Genomic DNA, 16,052 nt, shown 5'->3' with positions numbered 1-16,052 from the left:
ATCGATCCAAATCATTTCGCTTGTTGGGGCACTACCACCATGTCTCGTACCATTGCCGTCGTTTTCGCCAGCGCAACCGCCGTCATCGCCATGACGGGCGCCGCGTCCGCCGGCTGCTACAGTTGCTACACCCCGCCGCCGTGCACGACCTGCTACCAGCAGCAATACGTGGCGCCGCAATATCGCGCCGTCGATGAGACCGTGATGATCTCGCCCGGCGCCGTCGTTGCCCATCGCACCCCCGCGCAATACCGCACCGTGATGGTGCCGCAGACCGTGATGGTCACCCCGCCCGGCGTGCAGTACGAGCGCATCCCGCCGCAATATGCGACGCGCCAGCGCGTCGAGATGGTCTCGCCCGGCTACTCTTATTACGCCCCGGTCGCCTCGCCCTGCGCATCCTGCGGCGGCTACTGAACCAGAATCAGTTGCGGACAAAAAAGCGCGGCGCCCTGGCGCCGCGCTTTCGTTTGAAGCGAACGAGGCCCGGAGTTGGAGACCAGTCCAACCGGGCCTCGTAACCGGCGACGCCCTGGGCGGCGGCGCCGATGTCGGGATTTGAGTGTGTCCGGCCACGTGATGAGGGCCGTTGCAAGCTTCGCAAGCTAAGGCGCCAAGCTGACAGCGACCTTACAGGCGGTTCCGATGGGCGAGGGCACTTGCCGCCCGGCTTGGGCCAAGTTCGCGTTGCCTTTGCGGAGCGCCTGCGTTAAGCGACTGAAATTCCTGTCAGGGAAGGGTGGCCGAGTGGTTTAAGGCACCGGTCTTGAAAACCGGCGTGCCCGCAAGGGTACCGTGGGTTCGAATCCCACCCCTTCCGCCAGCATCATTGAAATCATTAATGAATTTTAGATTGTCATGGTCTACCCATACTCGATCCCATATGCGCCGTCCTACGGTGACGCGATGAGCGATTGGCGGCCCAGCGCTGGCCGGCGCGCGAAGTCGCCATGGAAGTCGGCGACTATCAGAATCTGAAGCTGTTCATGCTGGCCCGAGCCAGGAGGCAGGGCGACGGTGATTGCGGCATCTGCTTCGAGTACGCTGTGCATGAGGCGCTCAACGCCGGAAATCCGCATGTGCTCGAAAGGGTCTCCGACGCGCTAAAGCTGTGCAAGATCTCAGGTGATCCCCGCTCGCTCCTCTTCGGAATTGAGAAATCTGGCCGGCAGCAGCTGATTGATACTGTGCACCAGGAGTTCACCGACGACAGTCGTGTGCTCTCTGGAGTGCAGGACCAGCCACCGAAAATCAAACGACACCTCAGCGAGCTAGCGAGAGCATTCCGGAGGCGATCAACCAGCCTTCCCACCTCGATCAGCGGCTTGTGGAAGGCCGACCTATTCCTGGGCGTCCCCGAGGCAGAGCGATGGGTTGGCACCACTGTGAAGATCAACTCTCGAAGTCAGTGCGCGGTGGCGTCAGCCGCGGATATCGCTCAACACGGCGGAGAGGTTCGCGTTCATCGCCTCGGTCGCCGTGGTCATCATCTTCGTGCAGACGCCGGTCGACATCGAGATGCGCACCGGCTTACTGGATGGGTTGAAGGTGACTAAGACGTTGCCGCCGACGTATTCGACCTCGATCTCGTCGACCCGTAGCGGCGGTTCGTGCTGCAGGTAGTCCCGCAGAGGGGTTATGTTGGTCATTGGCATGCTTTCCCGGTGAACGGCGATCGAGCATTTCTCGGCGTCAGACGGAGGTCAAAAATGCATGCGGAAACATGCACCACTTTCGTGCATTCGATCGCGCGTCAGCCAAGGTCCACATGCCGCCTTCGCCGCAGCGGCTTCGGAACGATGATGGTGGTTTCCCGCGGCGGCGCCAGCTTGCGCTGGTCGCGCGCTGTGGGCGGCCTGCAGAACTCGACGCCGTTGGCGCGACCGTGAACGAGACCGTCGGGCAGTTCCACGAGTCCGCGGTGGCGTGGGCGGCATTTAAATCCGTCGGAGTGTCGGCTCATGGCGCGCCCTCCGGCACCCCCACTGCCGGCGGCGCGAGAGGGACTGGATCAATCCGCGTTAGGCGCGAGCACCCTGGTCGGCCAAGTCGCCCACAGGCGCGTCTTCGAATGATCCGGGATCAGCTTGACGTCCGAGAGCCGCTGTAGGGCGCCACGTGATTTATCTCACAGATGGAAAAACCAGCCTCCGGTACAAACACGGTGAGGCGCCGGCTTGGTTTGAGCCAGATGTTGTTCACATGCACCCCCCGAGGAGGGAATTCATGAGTGAAATGCGTGAACTGATCGATACCGAACTCGACGCCGTGAGTGGAGGGTGTTGTTGTCACGACGGGCTCGACGGGCTCTTCGGCAAACTCGGCAATATCGTCAATTTCGGCAATATCTTCATACAGGAAAACATTGCCGTGCAGATTGCTGTGGCTGTCGGCGCTAACGCCACCGCCTTCAATCTGCTCGGTGGTCAGCAGAACTCCGGCTTTATCAGCCGGCTAGCCGTAGTTTAGGCAAGTCGTGATCATGCATGATGCAGCCCTAGAACTAATGGAGCGAAGGTGGCCCTGAACCACACTTTCAGTCTCATGACCTTCGCGCTCTTAGCGCTGTGCTTCGTGGCGTTCGTAGCCACCATAAAGCCGCAACCGCTGTACCACTCAGAAACGGCTGTGGGTTCGATTTATGAGCGCGCCTTCAGCGCCGGAAGTTCTTGAATCGATCCGGCGGTCAGTCATGACGCCTCCAGGGCGCGCTGCACTGTGCTGGTGCCGACGCCGATCGTGCGGGCGATCGTGGGAATGCCCTTGCCTTCGCTGCGCAGCCGCCTGATGCGTCTTTCCAGCTCGACCCTTCATCCCCCAGCGCTTCTCATCAGCGCTTCTGTGGCCGTCCTTGCGGCTGTCACGGCCTAGCTTCACGCCGTTTGCCTTGGCGCGTGCGAGGCCGGCGTTGACGCGCTCGACGACATGGCCTTCTCGACTTCGGCAAACACGCCGCACATCTGGAACATCGTGCGCCCCGGGGGCGTCGTGGTGTCGGGCGCCTGCTGGTGCAGGTACAGGTCGCACTTACTTCGCGGCCTGGAGGTCGCCCAGGAAGCCGACCAGATCCTGCAAGCTGCGGCCGAGGCGATCAACGCTCCAGGCCGCGATCATGTTGATCTAGCGGGCGGTGACATCCTTCAGCAGCCGATCGAAGCCAGGACGCTTGTTGCGGCCGTTCGAGCCGCTGACGTCGGCGTCCTCGTAGAGGCCGACGATCACCCAGCCCGAGCGCTCAGCGACCGCCTCCAGCTCGCGGCGCTGGTTCTCCGTGGTCTGTCCGTCAGTGCTGACACGCAGATAAATGCCGACATGCTTCATGGCCTGCTCCAACGTGGAGCTTCATTTTGATGCTCGCGAAAAGCCCGTGAATTCAACGGGCGCCGGTCGCGGTTGGCAGGGGGGTCGGTATGGCCCGCGAAGTGGGGCGACTACGCCGAGCTATCGCCAATGGGGGCCGGCAACGGTCGCGCGGACGAAGAGGGTTGGGACAGCGGGACAGGCGCTGAGGAGGCCACCTGTCCCGCCGCGCTTACCGCGAACAGTAAACTGCTACGGTGCGCTAACTGCCGGATGACAACATATCGGCCTCGCCTCAACTGTGATGCACGGCACTGCGGCAAGTCGAGGCCGGAGCCGACTGTTGGTGATGGGTTTCAGCGCCACGCGCTATGGGTCGAGCCCCTACGCCCAGGACAAGGACAATGACGACGTCGCGGCAACGCTGTCAGCGGTTGATGGGATCGAGGCTGCTGTCGTGGGTAGTCGGTCGGCGCAAGGAATGTAAGCGTCCATTGTGGATTCACCTCACGGGTAAAAGGTCGCCGCGCGTGCTGCGTTTACATCCAACGTCAGCAGCGAGGCTCCCTTCGAGCGGCGTCGGGTTGGATATTCCCGGTGCTCGAAACGTCAAAAAGGGGGCGGTGGCGGGTGAAAGGAGAAACCCGCCACCGCCGGGCGCGAACCACGTGCCGTTGAAGCACGCCGAGGCGGTCGCGGGTTGTAGTCACGGGACGTGCGTGGTGCCGCCGCTCACCACAATCTGCCAGCCGGCCCCGAGCAGAACGGGGACGAACATGCTCGGTCGCCAAGTCATGCCGTTGCGCTGCGCCTCGGCCGCGAGCCGCTTTCGAGCGGAATGTGATCGGCGTCACGGCGCATCAACGCCACATCGTACACTAGATGGCATGTGGTAATCGACGACATCAAGGATCGGAAGGTACGGCGGATGTAACCGACCTGATGGTCTTGAAGGGCCCCGACGTGCAATATCGTCGGGGCCGGTGACTTTTAGGGGTTTGCGTGTTTCGTCAACGCGGGACCAGCGGCAACGGAAACTGCTGCGGCTTGGTTGATGGAACTGCGACGGCAGAACGGCGAGCTAGCGGCATCTGACTCTGATAAGCAGCCCCAGTGCTGCTCGCGGCGGCGCTGGCCTCGACCTCCTTGACGGTTGACTTGCGGAGCCTGATTTCAATTCTACGCCGTTGCGGCAAGTCCCCAGCCGGACTCAAGACCCTCTACGCAAAACACTGTGGTGAAAAAGACCCGCGTGCAGACAGCCAGACCGCGTGAGACCGAATAGCTCTCGAAATTGCCGAGTGGCCCGGCCTGTCCGCCGGGACTTCGGTCGCAACCTCCGAAGGTTCTCCGGTTGCCAGTTTTCATTTTTTCACAGCGCGGCTGGAATCCATTGTGGAGGGGGTGCATGTTGAATTTGGTCGAGTCGCCAATTGAAAAATCCATGCGCGGGAGAAGTTTTCAAGCGCGGCTTCAACAGTCATGGCAGATGCAGATCGTCACCGCCTTCGGCAAGAATATCGAAGGCGCAGAACTGCGAGCTCATGATCGTGCTTGCGCGAGTGAAGCGCGTTGAAGTCTGACTAGCATCGACGCCGAGCACGACCGCTTCGCCGTCCAGCACGAATTGCTTCTGGCGGAGCTTGCGCGCGGCCTCCACGCACGCGCCATCCTCACAGCACGATCTAGCTCCCAAAAAGGCAACAATGCAGCCTATTTGCTGCGGGTCAGGGGGGCTTAAACCACGCTGACGCGTGGTCGCTGCACTGGAGGCCCGGCTGTTGCGCCAGCGGGGTTGCAACGGGAGGTCGGCCTTGGTGCGTCCCGCCTCCTGTCGTGGCGCCTAGCCTAGAGCAGCTTCTGCGCCTTCTCGATCTCCTTGAGCAGAGCCATGACCGGATATGAACGTCGAGCGCCGCCGCGATCACAGCGGCTGGCCAGGATATCGGTCTCCCCAAACAGCGCGGGTTGGCGCCCTTTGAGAGCGCTAGGCAACGCGCATGTAGGGAACAGTCACTGACTTTCTCGGGAAGACTTCATCAGTCCGCGCGGAGCGTCATTTGGCGTTGTCCTGACCGAGGGAAAAGCCGGGGCCGTCGAGCAAGTCTGGCTCGATGAATTGTACGGCTTTCGCATTTCGGTGAGAGGCGACGACCGCAGGTTAGTGGCGCAGGATTGACGCGGGCCGCTAGTGGGCTCGGCGTCGGGCTCTATCACCGTCCTGCTTCCATTGACCGAGCAGCGCGCATGCCTCACTTCTCTCCGCGTCGCTCGGCTGGCTGTCAGGATGCAAGCATTTCATGAGCTTGCCGTAAGTCGCGAACGTCATGATGCCCTTCCGGCAACTTTCCCCCTCGTACCATTTATTCACTTCCCGTAGCGCGAGCCACAGCTTGCGGTTCCTCTCCTTGAGGCGGGCCACCTCGTCGGGATCAATTGGCGGCGGCGCGGGCTTGGCCGCCATGGCCTTGGTTGCTGCATGCTGTTTGCGCTCATCAACAAGCGCAATCTTCAATGTCGCGTTCTCTTGCTGAAGGGCGGCAATCTCGATTTCTCTTCGCGCCTCGGCCAATTGTTTGGACTGTTCGGCGACGACGTTGCGCAGTCGTTCGATTTCCTCCTTCCGTTTGGTGCGCCATCGCGCCTGCCGCTCGGTATTGTTGAGACCCATGACGATCTCCCTCATGGTCAACGCCTTTCGCGATAGCGTGGCTGATGTCGGCCACAGTGGCAGCATGCTTGATCAGCTTTGGTGATCTCGCGCACTACATGGCGAAGTTTGCGGTAGTCTCCTGATCGAAGCGGCTGGCGGTCGCAAGATGGATGTTCTTGCTGCTACCTTTTGAGGTGGTGTTTCATGAAACTGAGCGACATTTTTTTCGTTGCGGCAATCATCAGCCAGCCCGGCATTTCGGGGGGCAGCCGATATATCTATGGGCGGGACGATTATTCCGAGCATCCGGATCAGGGTCGTTATCCTACCTTTGGAGGCGACGACAAGGCTGCCTCGTCTGCGGTACGAAGCGCTTTAACCACCCCCTCAACGCGAGCAAACAATTGATCTCCTTCGTCCCGTCGCTTTAGCTCGCGCTCTACCACCGTTCTAATGAACGTGCTGGTGCGGCTCTTGTCTATGATATCCTCGACAACGCTCTCGCCGTCGCTCTCCCGCATGCTTGTTAACTGTTGGTCAAGCTGATTAAGCGTTAGGCGAATGACGTGCAATTGGACGTTTTTTGAAAGCTTGGAGCCATTAGCTCCACTGTGGCGATTGCTGTTGTCCTCGATCATTGTCCCCCCCTGCGCTGAGGTGTGCGACAATTCTATGAACCCGGCGAAGTGCTGGCACAGTGGCGGGAATTTGACGTTGCTGAGGCTTATAGGTCAGCGTGTCTTGCATTTGCGGCCAAACTCGACCTAGCTAGTGGTCACGCGTACCCCGCGTTTTTCACGCGGCGGTGCATCGCCCGCCGCCGGAGGAGAAGGAGCACTGTAGGGCTAGCCAAAAACTACGGTCGTAAGGCCGCTGTGCGCACCGTTGCTAGCACCGTAGATTGCGTGCAAAGCTTGCAGAAAAGACGAACGATATCAGCCCGGTTGACAGGACACCCCTTCCGCCAAGTATGTTGTTCACCGCTCCTCCAAACCGAAATAGCAAGATATTGAACTGTCTTCGATTTTCGACAATCCCCCGAGACCCGCGTGACTAGCTACGGTGACGAGCTACAAATCTGCGCGGCTGAGCTTCGGACTACGCCGGCAGGGCAGGGCCAGCGCACCAGATGACCGGAGCTTGGGGCAACAACTCCAGCGGTATCAAGAAGAAGAGAGATGTGAAGGACTTCACACGGCGGCCCCGAGCCTTGCACTAGGCAGGACTGAGACAGTCTCAACGGAGATTTGCATGAAGTTCCTGATGATCTCAGGCCTGACCGCCCTCGCGCTCTTCTTGGCCGCAACGAGCATTCCGCGAGCACATCCACCGTCGGTGAGTCACACATCGGTAGCAGAGATGCAAAAGGTGCCGCAACAAAGCAAACTACCAGTTGAAGATTTCGAAGATCGATCACTGGTGTTTCCAAGGGAATCACAGCGGTAGTGAGAATGCTGCCATCGTCTCGAACCAACTGGGGTTCGAGCAGGCGTCGGGCGGCTCGTATGCCATCGAAAAGCTCGGTGAGTGAGGCGGCTGGTCCGCCCGCGAGAGCAGCAACGTCTCAATCGTTGTCTCATGGACTCATGAAAATCGGGTCGATCCCAACAGGATCCCCGGGCAGTCCCAAGGATTGAAGCGCCGCACGGTGGAGGTCGATCTCAAGGACAGCCAATAGTAGCACTAGCACGGCGACGATGTAGATGAGCACTGGCGACGCGGCCTGGTTGGCGGGATCGCGATTTCGGGGCAGCAAAGCGCGAAAGTGCCACAATCGCGAGATGAGTTGCCGATATGCTTTCGGGTGCAGTTGCATGTTCGGCCTCGATCGGTGAGGGGCCTTTGGCAAGCCTGCGATCACGCAGGTCGCCATTCAAGGCGCCGCTTGTCGCACCCTGGAACCGGACACGAGCTTCATTCGTTGAGCTGGATCAAAAGGGGTGGTTGTTTCTCCTGGAGCCAAGCCTGCCGGGTGTTTCGCTGTGATCGTCTCCGACGACCTAGGGATTGGACCTTGCGTCTCGCGACCGTGCTTCTGACAGCATCGCTGCTCCCGGCGCTGCAACCAGCGCAGGCCCAGTTGGCGGGACACGGCGGGCCTGTCCGGGCGATCGCCGTCTCGGCCGATGGCAAGACCGTTTTGTCGGGTAGCTTCGACACTGCAGCGATCCGATGGTCCCTCGCAACCGAGTCCGCCGAGCAGGTCCTTCGTTTCCATTCGGGTGCGGTGAACGCGGTTGCCTTCCTTGGAGAGGGAAGAGTGGCAACGGCTGGTGCGGACGGCCAGATTGCTATTTGGACGCCAGGCCGGCCGCAGCCCGACCGGGTTTTCGAAGGTCATACGGGACCCATTGTCGGGCTCGCCGTTTCGCCCGATGCATCGAAGCTCGCATCAGCCTCGTGGGACCATACCGTGCGGCTTTGGACGCTGTCGGATGGCACGTCGCGCGTGTTGGAGGGGCATTCGCAAAACATCAACGGCGTTACCTTTACGCCAGGCGGACAATCGCTCGTGAGTGTCGGCTACGACCTTACGGCGCGGGTCTGGCATTTGGCGGATGGGACATCCGAGATTGCGACCTTGCCGGCGCCATTGAACGCAGTTGCGATCGCACCGGACGGCGAAATCGTCACGGGCGCAGCAGACGGCAGGCTGCGCATGATGACCTCAGATGGCAAGGAAAGCGGTGACGTTGCTGCTGGCACCACGCCGATCGTGGCCCTGGCGATCTCGCTTGACGGTACCTTGATTGCCGCAGCCCGGATTGGCGGCACCGTGGCGATCGTCGATCGCAAGGCGCGCAGCGTGCTGCGCACGCTCGCCGGGCCCGGCATGCCGGTCTGGTCGGTTGCGTTCCTGCCCGATGGCGCGACGCTTCTGACCGGCGGCGCCGATGGCAGGATCAGGCGATGGAATGTACGGACCGGCGATGCCATCGGCTCCAACCTCTCGGGCACGCCAGCCGACCCGCTCGCCACCTATGCCGGCGATCACGGCGCCGAAATCTTCCGGGCCTGCGTCGCCTGCCACACGCTGTCGGAGACGGAGGTGCAGCGCGCCGGCCCGACGCTTGCCGGACTCTACGGCCGGAAGATCGCCTCGCTGCCGGGCTACCGCTTCTCCGACGCGCTCAAGAGGATGGACATCGTCTGGACGCCAGAGACCGTGTCAAAACTGTTCGAGATCGGGCCGAACGCCTATACGCCCGGCACGAAGATGCCAGAACAGCGCATCAGCTCGGCCGAAGACCGCCGCGCACTCGCGGACTTTCTGGCGCGTGCGACGTCGAAGTAGGGCGCTAATACCCCGGCCATTGCTCCACGGGAATATTCGTTAGCTTCGGGCGCTCCCTCAGCATGCGAGCGACGTCGATGCTTGGATGTTCCTTCAGAGCCGCCACGACAACCGGTTGACGTACTTGCGGCGTGACAGCCACTTGATCTTCTTGCCCTTCGCCTCCGCCCTGCAGGCGACGACCGCCTGCTTGAGCGCTACCTTTTCTGCCTTGGTGAGGCGGCGGCCTCAGCCGCGCCAGCGGCAAGGACCGTGGCGATGAGGCACGTCAACAGAACCATCATGAAGCGAGGCACGCGGCTAGTCCTTGCTTTCGCGCTGGCGCAGATAGTCATCCGTCGTCCGAGGCGGCGCGCGTTCCGGAACGCCCCGGAATGGATCGAATTGCTGTTCGCTCATAACAATGACGCGACAATCGGCGCACATCCGCAAGGCCTCGAGCCTCTTGTCGCCGGCGGGATACATCCAATGCCGGCCCTCGAGCTTTGCCGCGATCCGCTCGATCGTGCTTTTCACGCCGAATGGCGTGCCGCAGCGGATGCACAGCGCTGGCTCTTCTTCCTTGATCACGACCGCAGACGCGCGCGCCGCGCGGAAATCGATCTGCGGCTTGAGCATGATCACCTTCTCAGGGCAGGTGCTCTGGCACAGTCCGCATTGCACGCAAGCATCTTCGACGAACTTGAGCGCAGGACGCTCGGGATCGTCGCGAAGAGCGCCGGTCGGGCAGACCGAAACACAGGACAGGCACAGCGTGCAACCATCCGTATTGACGCTGATCGCGCCAATCGGTGCGCCTTGCGGCAAAGCGATCACATCGATCGGCTTTGGTGCCAGGCGGTGCAATTCGCTGAGGCCAAATCGCAGGAGATCGCGCCGCTTTCCGACAGTCTTGAAGGTTGCGGGCGTCCCGACCGCCGGAAGCATGTCGATCGCGCTCAATTGCGCACCGAGCACGTCAGGATCGTCGGTTTCGATGGTGGCCGCGCGCTGCCCTTCGAATCCGAGCCCGGCCAGAATCGCCTCGGCCATGGCGATCGTCTGCAACAGCCCTGTCACCTCGTGCCGCGGTTTTGCGCGCAGCAGAAAGCGCACGGCAGACGCGCCGTAGGCGAACGCGCCGATGACCGCTTCCAGCCCGACCTGCGTCAGCTCGTTGACGGCGAGGGGAAGCACGTTGGCCGGCAGCCCGTCGCCGTGACGGGCGAGCGCGTCGATCAGCGGCGTGCCGTGTGGGCTGTCATGCAGCAGCAGCACCGGCTGCGCGCCGCCGGCCTCGTGATAGGCGAGCAGCATGGCACGCATGATCTGCAACTGGGTGTCCGCGGGCGGCAGCGCGTAGGACGCAGCTCCCGTCGGACAGGCTGCAGCGCATTGCCCGCAGCCTGCGCAGACTTCCGCGTTGACAGCGACATGATCGCCGGCGGGCGTGATCGCGCCGGTCGGGCACAGATCGAGGCAGCGATGGCAACCGATCAGCTTCGAGCGCGAATGCGCGCAAAGGGCAGGCGTGAAGTCGACATATCTGGGTTTGTCAAAACTGCCGATGAGATCGCGCGCAGCAAGTACCGCGCGCAGCACAGCGGCGGGGTCCTTGGGATCAGCGCGCAGGTAGCCGTCGCGCAGATCGTGCGCGGGAAACAGCGGCATCTCGCCGGAGAGGTCGAGCACGAGATTGCAGCGCGAAGTCGCCCCGTTGCGCGCGGCTTCGAACACGAAGCGGTCGCGCGAAGACGGTCGGGGCCGCGCGTAGTCGTCGATCGTGAGCTCGAAGGCGCCAAAATGTCCCCTGGCGTTGCGGATTGTTCCCTTCACGATCGGGAAGTCCGTCGCCGCAGGCGGGGCGATATCTGTTGGCCCCTTGAGCATGACCGTGACATCGAGATGGTCCGCGAGCAGCCGTCCGGCCTCGATTGCGGCCTCGTCGCGTCCGTAGATCAGGATGATGCCGTCGCTCGACAGCGTGACGAGCAGATAGTCCGGTCTCGGAATCGCAGCCGCCGCAAGCAGCGCGGCCATCTTCGCACCCGCGTTCGCACCGTCGCGCGACCAGCCCGCCGTCTCGCGGATGTTGACGAAAGTGATCCCGTCAGGGCGTTCGCCGGCCTCATCGGTGAACTGCGCCGCCTGCTGCGTGCAGGCAACCGTCAGCGAACCCTCGGCCGTTGCGGCGTTGCGGAAATGATCGAGCTCCGTGCCGCACAGATGACGAAAGCTTCTGATCTCACAGCTGGGGCAGCCACGCCGGATCGCAGCCGTGTCGAGGCGCATCGTGTCTTCGCACGAGCAGATGAGGACGGTCTTCGCTGGCTGCTCCAGGTGAATCCCTCCGTCAGTGCGGCAAGGGAGCGGACTCGCGCCGATCCCTTGCCTCGTATAGATTTCCACTATCGGGAAGAAAAGGAAAGTGGAGGACGGCCTTGCCGTCGACCCCTACCACCCACGTTTCCCTGGCGGAACCGATTCATCTGCCGCCGCCATTCGCCCTCGTCCGGTTGCGCGAGAGCGGAGACGCCTTTGCCCACGCTTGCCGCATTGCACCCAAGAGCGGCGCTGGCACGCTGGTCTATGTCGGACGGTTCGATCTCGCCGAATTCGCCGTGGTGCTCGAGCCAGGCGAACCCTTGAGCACCGCGCGACGCGCCTTCTACGCCGGCATGGTCGCGCTCACGGACGCGCTTCGCGCCTATGCACCGCCGAACAAGACGATTGCGATCGACTGGCCGGACGCGTTCCGGATTGACGGCGGCTTGGTCGGTGGTGGGCGGTTGGGATGGCCGTCGTCCGCGCGCGAGGACGAGCCGCCGGCCTGGCTCGTGTTTGGCGCCATGATCCGGACGGTCGCCATGACCGACCCGGGGGTTGGTGTTCGCCCGCTGGCGTCTGCGCTCGACGAGGAGGGGTTTGGCGAGGCGGGCGCCGTGCAGGTGACGGAAAGCTTCGCGCGGCACTTGATGCGGGCGATCGACGGCTGGCAGGTCGATGGCTTTGACAGTGTCGTGCGCGACTACCTCAGCCGAGTGCGCCGCGAGCGGCCTACCGTCCTGCGGACTGATGATCGCGGCGATCTCCTCACACGCCGCATCGGCACTGACACGATTGAACGGAGGGAACTCGTCAGCGCGCTCGCCGCGCCATCCTGGCTCGATCCGAAACTCGGAGGGCCAAGGCCGTGACAAAGGCCGTGAAACTCTTGCGCACCATCGCGCTCGATCCCTCCGACACCTTCGTGTTCGATGTTGCGGCCGAAGCAGGCGAATGGGCCGTCTCCGGCGCCTTCCGCTTCTTCGACCAGGATCCGGCGAAGCTCGCCGGCAAGGCGCGCGCGGCCTTCCGCAGCGGCTTCCTCGGCGTGCAATCCTGGGGATGGTCGACGTTGGTGCAGATCGTCCCGGCGACGCAGGACGATTGCCGGGCGTTGATCGAACTGCTTGCCGGGCAACTCGTCGAACGCTTCGGGGCGCCGGACATTGCAACTGCGAAAGCTGCTGCGGAGGAGGAAGTCGCGTTCGCGCAATCGCTCTGCGCCTATCCGGTCAGCTCGCTCATCGCCGTCCACCGCTCGGTGAGCGATGGCGAGGTCCGCGAGGCCTTCCGCAGGCTGCAACTGCGCGAAGGGCAGGGGCATGGCAAGGCATTCTCATTCATGGAGGTGGAGGACGACCTCGAGCCAGGCAGCGATCTCCACCTTGCCGATCTGGGCCAGGAGCCGCGGCGCCGATGAAGGATTTCTGGATCGCGTGCGGCCACCATCTGCTCGATCGCGACGCGAGCGGCGGGCTCTGCGTCACGGATGAATTCCTCAAGGCCTATTTCGCCCGTCCCGAGCTGATGCCGCCGGACGATGCATGCCCGGTCGAAAGAAGGCTGCACCGCGAGCTGCTCGCTGGTCCGCGCCAGCCGGTAGGCAATGACGAGATCGCTGCGATCGCCGATCAGGACGCACGCGAAAACTGGCGGTTCGTGCTCGCCTTTCGCGATCTCCTGCTGCGGCATCCGACGCTCGAGGCTGCCTACCTTGCAACCATCCGATCGCGGACGAGCGATCTGCCGCCGCTGTTCGTCAATCAGCTCGTGCACGTGATCCTGCGCAACGCGCTGGACGGCTGCGATGATCCGTTCATACCGCGTGCCGCCGAACTGTTCTTCCGCCAGCAGCGCGTCCTGCCGCATGAGCAGGCCTTGCTGCTCGGCGACGAAGAGGTGGTCGGTGGGCAGAGTCCGACACCAGTGCTCTCGCTGATGTCGATGCTGGGGGCTGCAACCGACGCCCAGCTTGACGTGCTGAACGAGGAGAATGCCGACGCGTATTGGCAGCGCAGCGACCATTTCGACATGGCGTTCGATCTCACCTCGGGTGGCCGCGGCCCGCATGCGCTGGCGCAGGCGATGGCGCGCTGGATTTCCCATCTGCTAGCGGTCGACGTCGCCATCGAGCCGTTGCGCGAGCTGCAGGATGCGCAGCTCAGCTGGTATGTCGGGCTCGACACTGACGCCACGGGTCTCGGCGACCGTCTCTGGCATGGCGAGCAGCTCGACGAACCCAGCGCCGGACGCGTGCTCGCGCTGTTTTGCCTGACGTTTGCGGACAGCAGCGCGGTCACGGAGGATGTGCAGGGCGAGCCGGTCCATCTCATCCTGTCGATGACGCCGGACCAGAAGCTTCGGATGAAGCCGCAAAATCTGCTCACGGGGCTGCCGATCAGACGCCTGGAGATGGTGACGTGAGCCCCGCTACGCTGCCACTCCTGCGCCTTCCCGTCGGCATCGTGGTGGAACGGCGCAAGGCGGACTCGCCATGGGCCGACTTCGTCTGGCGCTGCGTCGCCGTGCTGCCGGATGAGCCCGAGACGAAGCCCTGGACAGTGCTCCGCGAAGAGGACGGCAAAACCCTGTTCTATGCGGGCAGCGCGACGGTTGATCTCTATCCGTCCGAGACTGCGCGCTATCGCGACAATCTCGCCTCGGGCACTCCGAGCATCTGGACCGTGCTGTCGCCCGCGTTAGGCGCCTGGCCCTATTCGGTGGCGGCCGTCACCGCCGATCCTGCGGAGGGCGAGGCGTTCACCGAGGCCGGTGCCAACCTCGTCGAGGCGGTGCCGATGCCGGAGGTGCTGCGCTTGGCGATTGAAAGTTTTGTTGCCGAGCACCACGTCGAACGTGAGTTCTTCAAGCGCAAGCGGCGTCAGGCGGATCCGGAGGCGCTGGCCCGCCGCCGGCATGAAGGCGGCCAGGAATGAGCGAGGCAAGTCGAGTGAGTGAGGACAAGCTGGGTGAGGATAAATTCCTGGCGCGCTGGTCCCGTCGCAAGCAGGAGGCAAAGGCGAACGCCACGCCGCCTGCCGCGGCAATGCACGACGACGTGCATTCTGCACCAAAGCCCGTCGTCAAGGACGACGAGGCGGAAGTTGACCTGTCGAGCCTGCCTTTGATCGACTCGATCACGTCCGCGACAGACATCAAGGCATTCCTGCGCAAAGGGATTCCGCAGGAGCTGACCCGTGCGGCGCTTCGTCGCGCCTGGAGCGCCGATCCAGCCATTCGCGACTTCGTCGGGCTCGCGGAGAACGCCTGGGACTTCAACGATCCCTCAGCGATGCCGGGTTTTGGCCCGCTGGATTGTTCTGAGGGAGAGCTGTCTGCGCTGGTTGACCGGATCGTCGGAGGCTTTTGCAAGTCGGCCGAGGCTCAGCTTGAGACTACGGTTGAAGCCACGGATTCTTCGCGAGAATTGCGCCAGGCCGCAACTTCAAGGGTCGAGGTCATCGCCGCGGAATCCGCGACGACTGAAATCGCCTCCGTTCCTGCTGCAACGCAACCGGCGGTGGCTGATAGCACTGAGAGCGAACGCGAGCCCATTCCGCGCCGCACGCATGGCGGCGCGCTGCCGCGCTAGTGGCTCCAACGAAAGAAAATAGCCTCAGGCTATGGAGCCTCCGCGGCATTGGAACTACAATACGCCTAGCGCTTTGCAACAAAAGCGAAATCAAGCACCTGGGACTTGGATGGAGGTCCACGTGCGTGATGATGGCCTCGATCGCGCCATTGACGCCGCCGGCGGCGTTGCCCAGCTTGCGCGCAAAATCGGCATTAGCCAGCCCTCCGTTTCAAACTGGAACAAGGTGCCCGCACAACGGGTGATGGCTGTCGAAGCTGCAACCGGCGTATCGCGCAACGAATTGCGGCCCGATCTTTACAGCGAGCCGCCTGTGTCCGAAGACCCGATTGATCCCGTCGACGCGGCGCGTGCGCAGGAATATCTGCTGCTGGCTTCGCTTCTATCGGCAGCGCCGTCAAAAAAGCTGCTTGATCAATTGGCGGCATTGACGGGCGACGCTACGCCGCTCGGGCGGGCGCATGCTGCGCTGGCAGAAGCCGCTGTCGGTGCTGTCGCAGCGAAGGTCGAACGCGAATATTTCGACCTGTTCGTCGGTCTCGGCCGCGGCGAACTTTTGCCATATGCCTCCTACTACCTGACCGGCTTTCTCAACGAGCGGGCGCTCTCACGCCTGCGCTCCGATCTCGCAGCGCTCGGGATCGCGCGCGTCGCGGGCAATTCGGAGCCGGAAGACCACGCCTCGATCCTGTGCGAGATCATGGCCGGCTTTGCTTCAAGACGCTTTGCCGCATCGTCCGACGTGCAGCGCGCCTTCTTCGAGAAACACATCGCGCCCTGGATGGAGCGGCTGTTCGCCGACATCGAGAGCGCTGAGAACGCCACCTTCTATCGTGCGGTCGGCGCGCTCGGTCGCGCCTTTATTGAGATCGAGACGGAAGCGTTCACGTTCGCCAACTGACCAGCAC

General features: G+C 62.8%; 18 protein-coding genes, 1 tRNA gene and 1 pseudogene. 11 read left to right on the top strand and 9 right to left on the bottom strand.

Features of this window, described 5'->3' with window-relative positions; translation table 11 throughout:
• The first annotated feature begins 90 nt into the window (after positions 1-90).
• Positions 91-417 carry a hypothetical protein gene (locus tag NLN62_RS41090; protein WP_254113837.1) on the top strand — a complete coding sequence of 109 codons (327 nt, stop codon included), beginning with the start codon at positions 91-93 and terminating at the stop codon, positions 415-417.
• Between the two features lie 316 nt (positions 418-733).
• Positions 734-823, top strand: a tRNA-Ser gene (locus NLN62_RS41085).
• Between the two features lie 70 nt (positions 824-893).
• Here NLN62_RS41085 and NLN62_RS41080 read toward each other — a convergent pair.
• The 3 genes from NLN62_RS41080 to NLN62_RS41070 form a co-directional block, all read right to left on the bottom strand.
• Positions 894-1,079 (bottom strand): hypothetical protein, encoded by a 186-nt coding sequence (locus NLN62_RS41080; RefSeq protein WP_254112430.1) that lies wholly within the window; start codon positions 1,077-1,079, stop codon positions 894-896.
• Between the two features lie 342 nt (positions 1,080-1,421).
• The gene (locus NLN62_RS41075) at positions 1,422-1,649 is read right to left on the bottom strand and encodes a hypothetical protein (RefSeq protein WP_027523325.1); all 228 of its coding nucleotides are present in this window, start codon (positions 1,647-1,649) and stop codon (positions 1,422-1,424) included.
• A 104-nt stretch (positions 1,650-1,753) separates the two neighbouring features.
• On the bottom strand, positions 1,754-1,963 hold the full coding sequence (locus NLN62_RS41070) for a hypothetical protein (protein ID WP_254112429.1): 210 nt from the start codon (positions 1,961-1,963) through the stop codon (positions 1,754-1,756).
• 263 nt (positions 1,964-2,226) lie between these two features.
• On the opposite strand from NLN62_RS41070, the gene NLN62_RS41065 reads away from it, so the two are divergent.
• Entirely contained in the window at positions 2,227-2,469 is a 243-nt protein-coding gene (locus NLN62_RS41065) for a hypothetical protein (RefSeq protein WP_156944328.1), read from the top strand.
• 221 nt (positions 2,470-2,690) lie between these two features.
• Here the strand turns inward: NLN62_RS41065 and NLN62_RS53745 are convergent, their stop codons facing one another.
• From NLN62_RS53745 to NLN62_RS41045, 5 genes and pseudogenes are all read right to left on the bottom strand, one after another.
• Positions 2,691-2,759 (bottom strand): hypothetical protein, encoded by a 69-nt coding sequence (locus NLN62_RS53745; RefSeq protein ID WP_371260490.1) that lies wholly within the window; start codon positions 2,757-2,759, stop codon positions 2,691-2,693.
• A gap of 361 nt (positions 2,760-3,120) precedes the next feature.
• Positions 3,121-3,321, bottom strand: coding sequence for a recombinase family protein (locus NLN62_RS41060; protein ID WP_245288026.1), 201 nt, complete (start codon positions 3,319-3,321; stop codon positions 3,121-3,123).
• A 1,471-nt stretch (positions 3,322-4,792) separates the two neighbouring features.
• Positions 4,793-4,960, bottom strand: a pseudogene (locus NLN62_RS41055) (DNA ligase); the annotation flags it as partial.
• Positions 4,961-5,488: 528 nt separating this feature from the next.
• On the bottom strand, positions 5,489-5,971 hold the full coding sequence (locus tag NLN62_RS41050; RefSeq protein ID WP_254112428.1) for a hypothetical protein: 483 nt from the start codon (positions 5,969-5,971) through the stop codon (positions 5,489-5,491).
• 302 nt (positions 5,972-6,273) lie between these two features.
• Positions 6,274-6,591 (bottom strand): hypothetical protein, encoded by a 318-nt coding sequence (locus NLN62_RS41045; protein ID WP_254112427.1) that lies wholly within the window; start codon positions 6,589-6,591, stop codon positions 6,274-6,276.
• 613 nt (positions 6,592-7,204) lie between these two features.
• Here NLN62_RS41045 and NLN62_RS41040 point away from each other — a divergent pair.
• Together NLN62_RS41040 and NLN62_RS41035 are read left to right on the top strand one after the other, a co-directional pair.
• Positions 7,205-7,399, top strand: a complete 195-nt coding sequence (locus NLN62_RS41040; protein WP_254112426.1) for a hypothetical protein — start codon at positions 7,205-7,207, stop codon at positions 7,397-7,399.
• Between the two features lie 568 nt (positions 7,400-7,967).
• Entirely contained in the window at positions 7,968-9,248 is a 1,281-nt protein-coding gene (locus NLN62_RS41035; protein ID WP_254112425.1) for a c-type cytochrome, read from the top strand.
• A 300-nt stretch (positions 9,249-9,548) separates the two neighbouring features.
• Here NLN62_RS41035 and NLN62_RS41030 read toward each other — a convergent pair whose 3' ends face one another.
• Complete coding sequence (locus NLN62_RS41030) at positions 9,549-11,519, bottom strand: 4Fe-4S binding protein (RefSeq protein ID WP_254112424.1); 1,971 nt, start codon at positions 11,517-11,519, stop codon at positions 9,549-9,551.
• Between the two features lie 149 nt (positions 11,520-11,668).
• On the opposite strand from NLN62_RS41030, the gene NLN62_RS41025 reads away from it, so the two are divergent.
• The 6 genes from NLN62_RS41025 to NLN62_RS41000 all read left to right on the top strand — a co-directional run bounded on the left by NLN62_RS41025 (position 11,669) and on the right by NLN62_RS41000 (position 16,045).
• On the top strand, positions 11,669-12,424 hold the full coding sequence (locus NLN62_RS41025) for a biotin/lipoate--protein ligase family protein (RefSeq protein WP_254112423.1): 756 nt from the start codon (positions 11,669-11,671) through the stop codon (positions 12,422-12,424).
• An 8-nt stretch (positions 12,425-12,432) separates the two neighbouring features.
• Entirely contained in the window at positions 12,433-12,972 is a 540-nt protein-coding gene (locus NLN62_RS41020; protein ID WP_254113836.1) for a DUF6505 family protein, read from the top strand.
• Positions 12,969-13,976: a DUF6352 family protein gene (locus NLN62_RS41015; protein WP_254112422.1), complete on the top strand. Its 1,008-nt coding sequence runs from the start codon at positions 12,969-12,971 to the stop codon at positions 13,974-13,976. The genes NLN62_RS41020 and NLN62_RS41015 overlap by 4 nt, the downstream gene beginning before the upstream one ends.
• Positions 13,973-14,488, top strand: a complete 516-nt coding sequence (locus NLN62_RS41010) for a DUF3305 domain-containing protein (RefSeq protein WP_254112421.1) — start codon at positions 13,973-13,975, stop codon at positions 14,486-14,488. The genes NLN62_RS41015 and NLN62_RS41010 overlap by 4 nt, the downstream gene beginning before the upstream one ends.
• Before the next feature lie 29 nt (positions 14,489-14,517).
• On the top strand, positions 14,518-15,144 hold the full coding sequence (locus NLN62_RS41005; RefSeq protein WP_254113835.1) for a DUF3306 domain-containing protein: 627 nt from the start codon (positions 14,518-14,520) through the stop codon (positions 15,142-15,144).
• 121 nt (positions 15,145-15,265) lie between these two features.
• Complete coding sequence (locus NLN62_RS41000) at positions 15,266-16,045, top strand: molecular chaperone TorD family protein (RefSeq protein ID WP_254112420.1); 780 nt, start codon at positions 15,266-15,268, stop codon at positions 16,043-16,045.
• Positions 16,046-16,052 lie beyond the last annotated feature (7 nt).

The sequence above is a fragment of the Bradyrhizobium sp. CCGUVB23 genome, from assembly GCF_024199885.1.
Classification (GTDB): Bacteria; Pseudomonadota; Alphaproteobacteria; order Rhizobiales; family Xanthobacteraceae; genus Bradyrhizobium.
The sequence above is the reverse complement of the archived record's forward strand: the minus strand, read 5'-3'. Positions and strand labels throughout refer to the sequence as shown.

Bases quoted from the DNA above. Each gene is read 5' to 3' on its own strand.
- NLN62_RS41090 (WP_254113837.1), top strand. From the start codon at position 91: ATGACGGGCGCCGCGTCCGCCGGCTGCTACAGTTGCTACACCCCGCCG.
- NLN62_RS41080 (WP_254112430.1), bottom strand. From the start codon at position 1,079: ATGCGGATTTCCGGCGTTGAGCGCCTCATGCACAGCGTACTCGAAGCA.
- NLN62_RS41075 (WP_027523325.1), bottom strand. From the start codon at position 1,649: ATGACCAACATAACCCCTCTGCGGGACTACCTGCAGCACGAACCGCCG.
- NLN62_RS41070 (WP_254112429.1), bottom strand. From the start codon at position 1,963: ATGAGCCGACACTCCGACGGATTTAAATGCCGCCCACGCCACCGCGGA.
- NLN62_RS41065 (WP_156944328.1), top strand. From the start codon at position 2,227: ATGAGTGAAATGCGTGAACTGATCGATACCGAACTCGACGCCGTGAGT.
- NLN62_RS41060 (WP_245288026.1), bottom strand. From the start codon at position 3,321: ATGAAGCATGTCGGCATTTATCTGCGTGTCAGCACTGACGGACAGACC.
- NLN62_RS41050 (WP_254112428.1), bottom strand. From the start codon at position 5,971: ATGGGTCTCAACAATACCGAGCGGCAGGCGCGATGGCGCACCAAACGG.
- NLN62_RS41045 (WP_254112427.1), bottom strand. From the start codon at position 6,591: ATGATCGAGGACAACAGCAATCGCCACAGTGGAGCTAATGGCTCCAAG.
- NLN62_RS41040 (WP_254112426.1), top strand. From the start codon at position 7,205: ATGAAGTTCCTGATGATCTCAGGCCTGACCGCCCTCGCGCTCTTCTTG.
- NLN62_RS41030 (WP_254112424.1), bottom strand. From the start codon at position 11,519: ATGCGCCTCGACACGGCTGCGATCCGGCGTGGCTGCCCCAGCTGTGAG.
- NLN62_RS41015 (WP_254112422.1), top strand. From the start codon at position 12,969: ATGAAGGATTTCTGGATCGCGTGCGGCCACCATCTGCTCGATCGCGAC.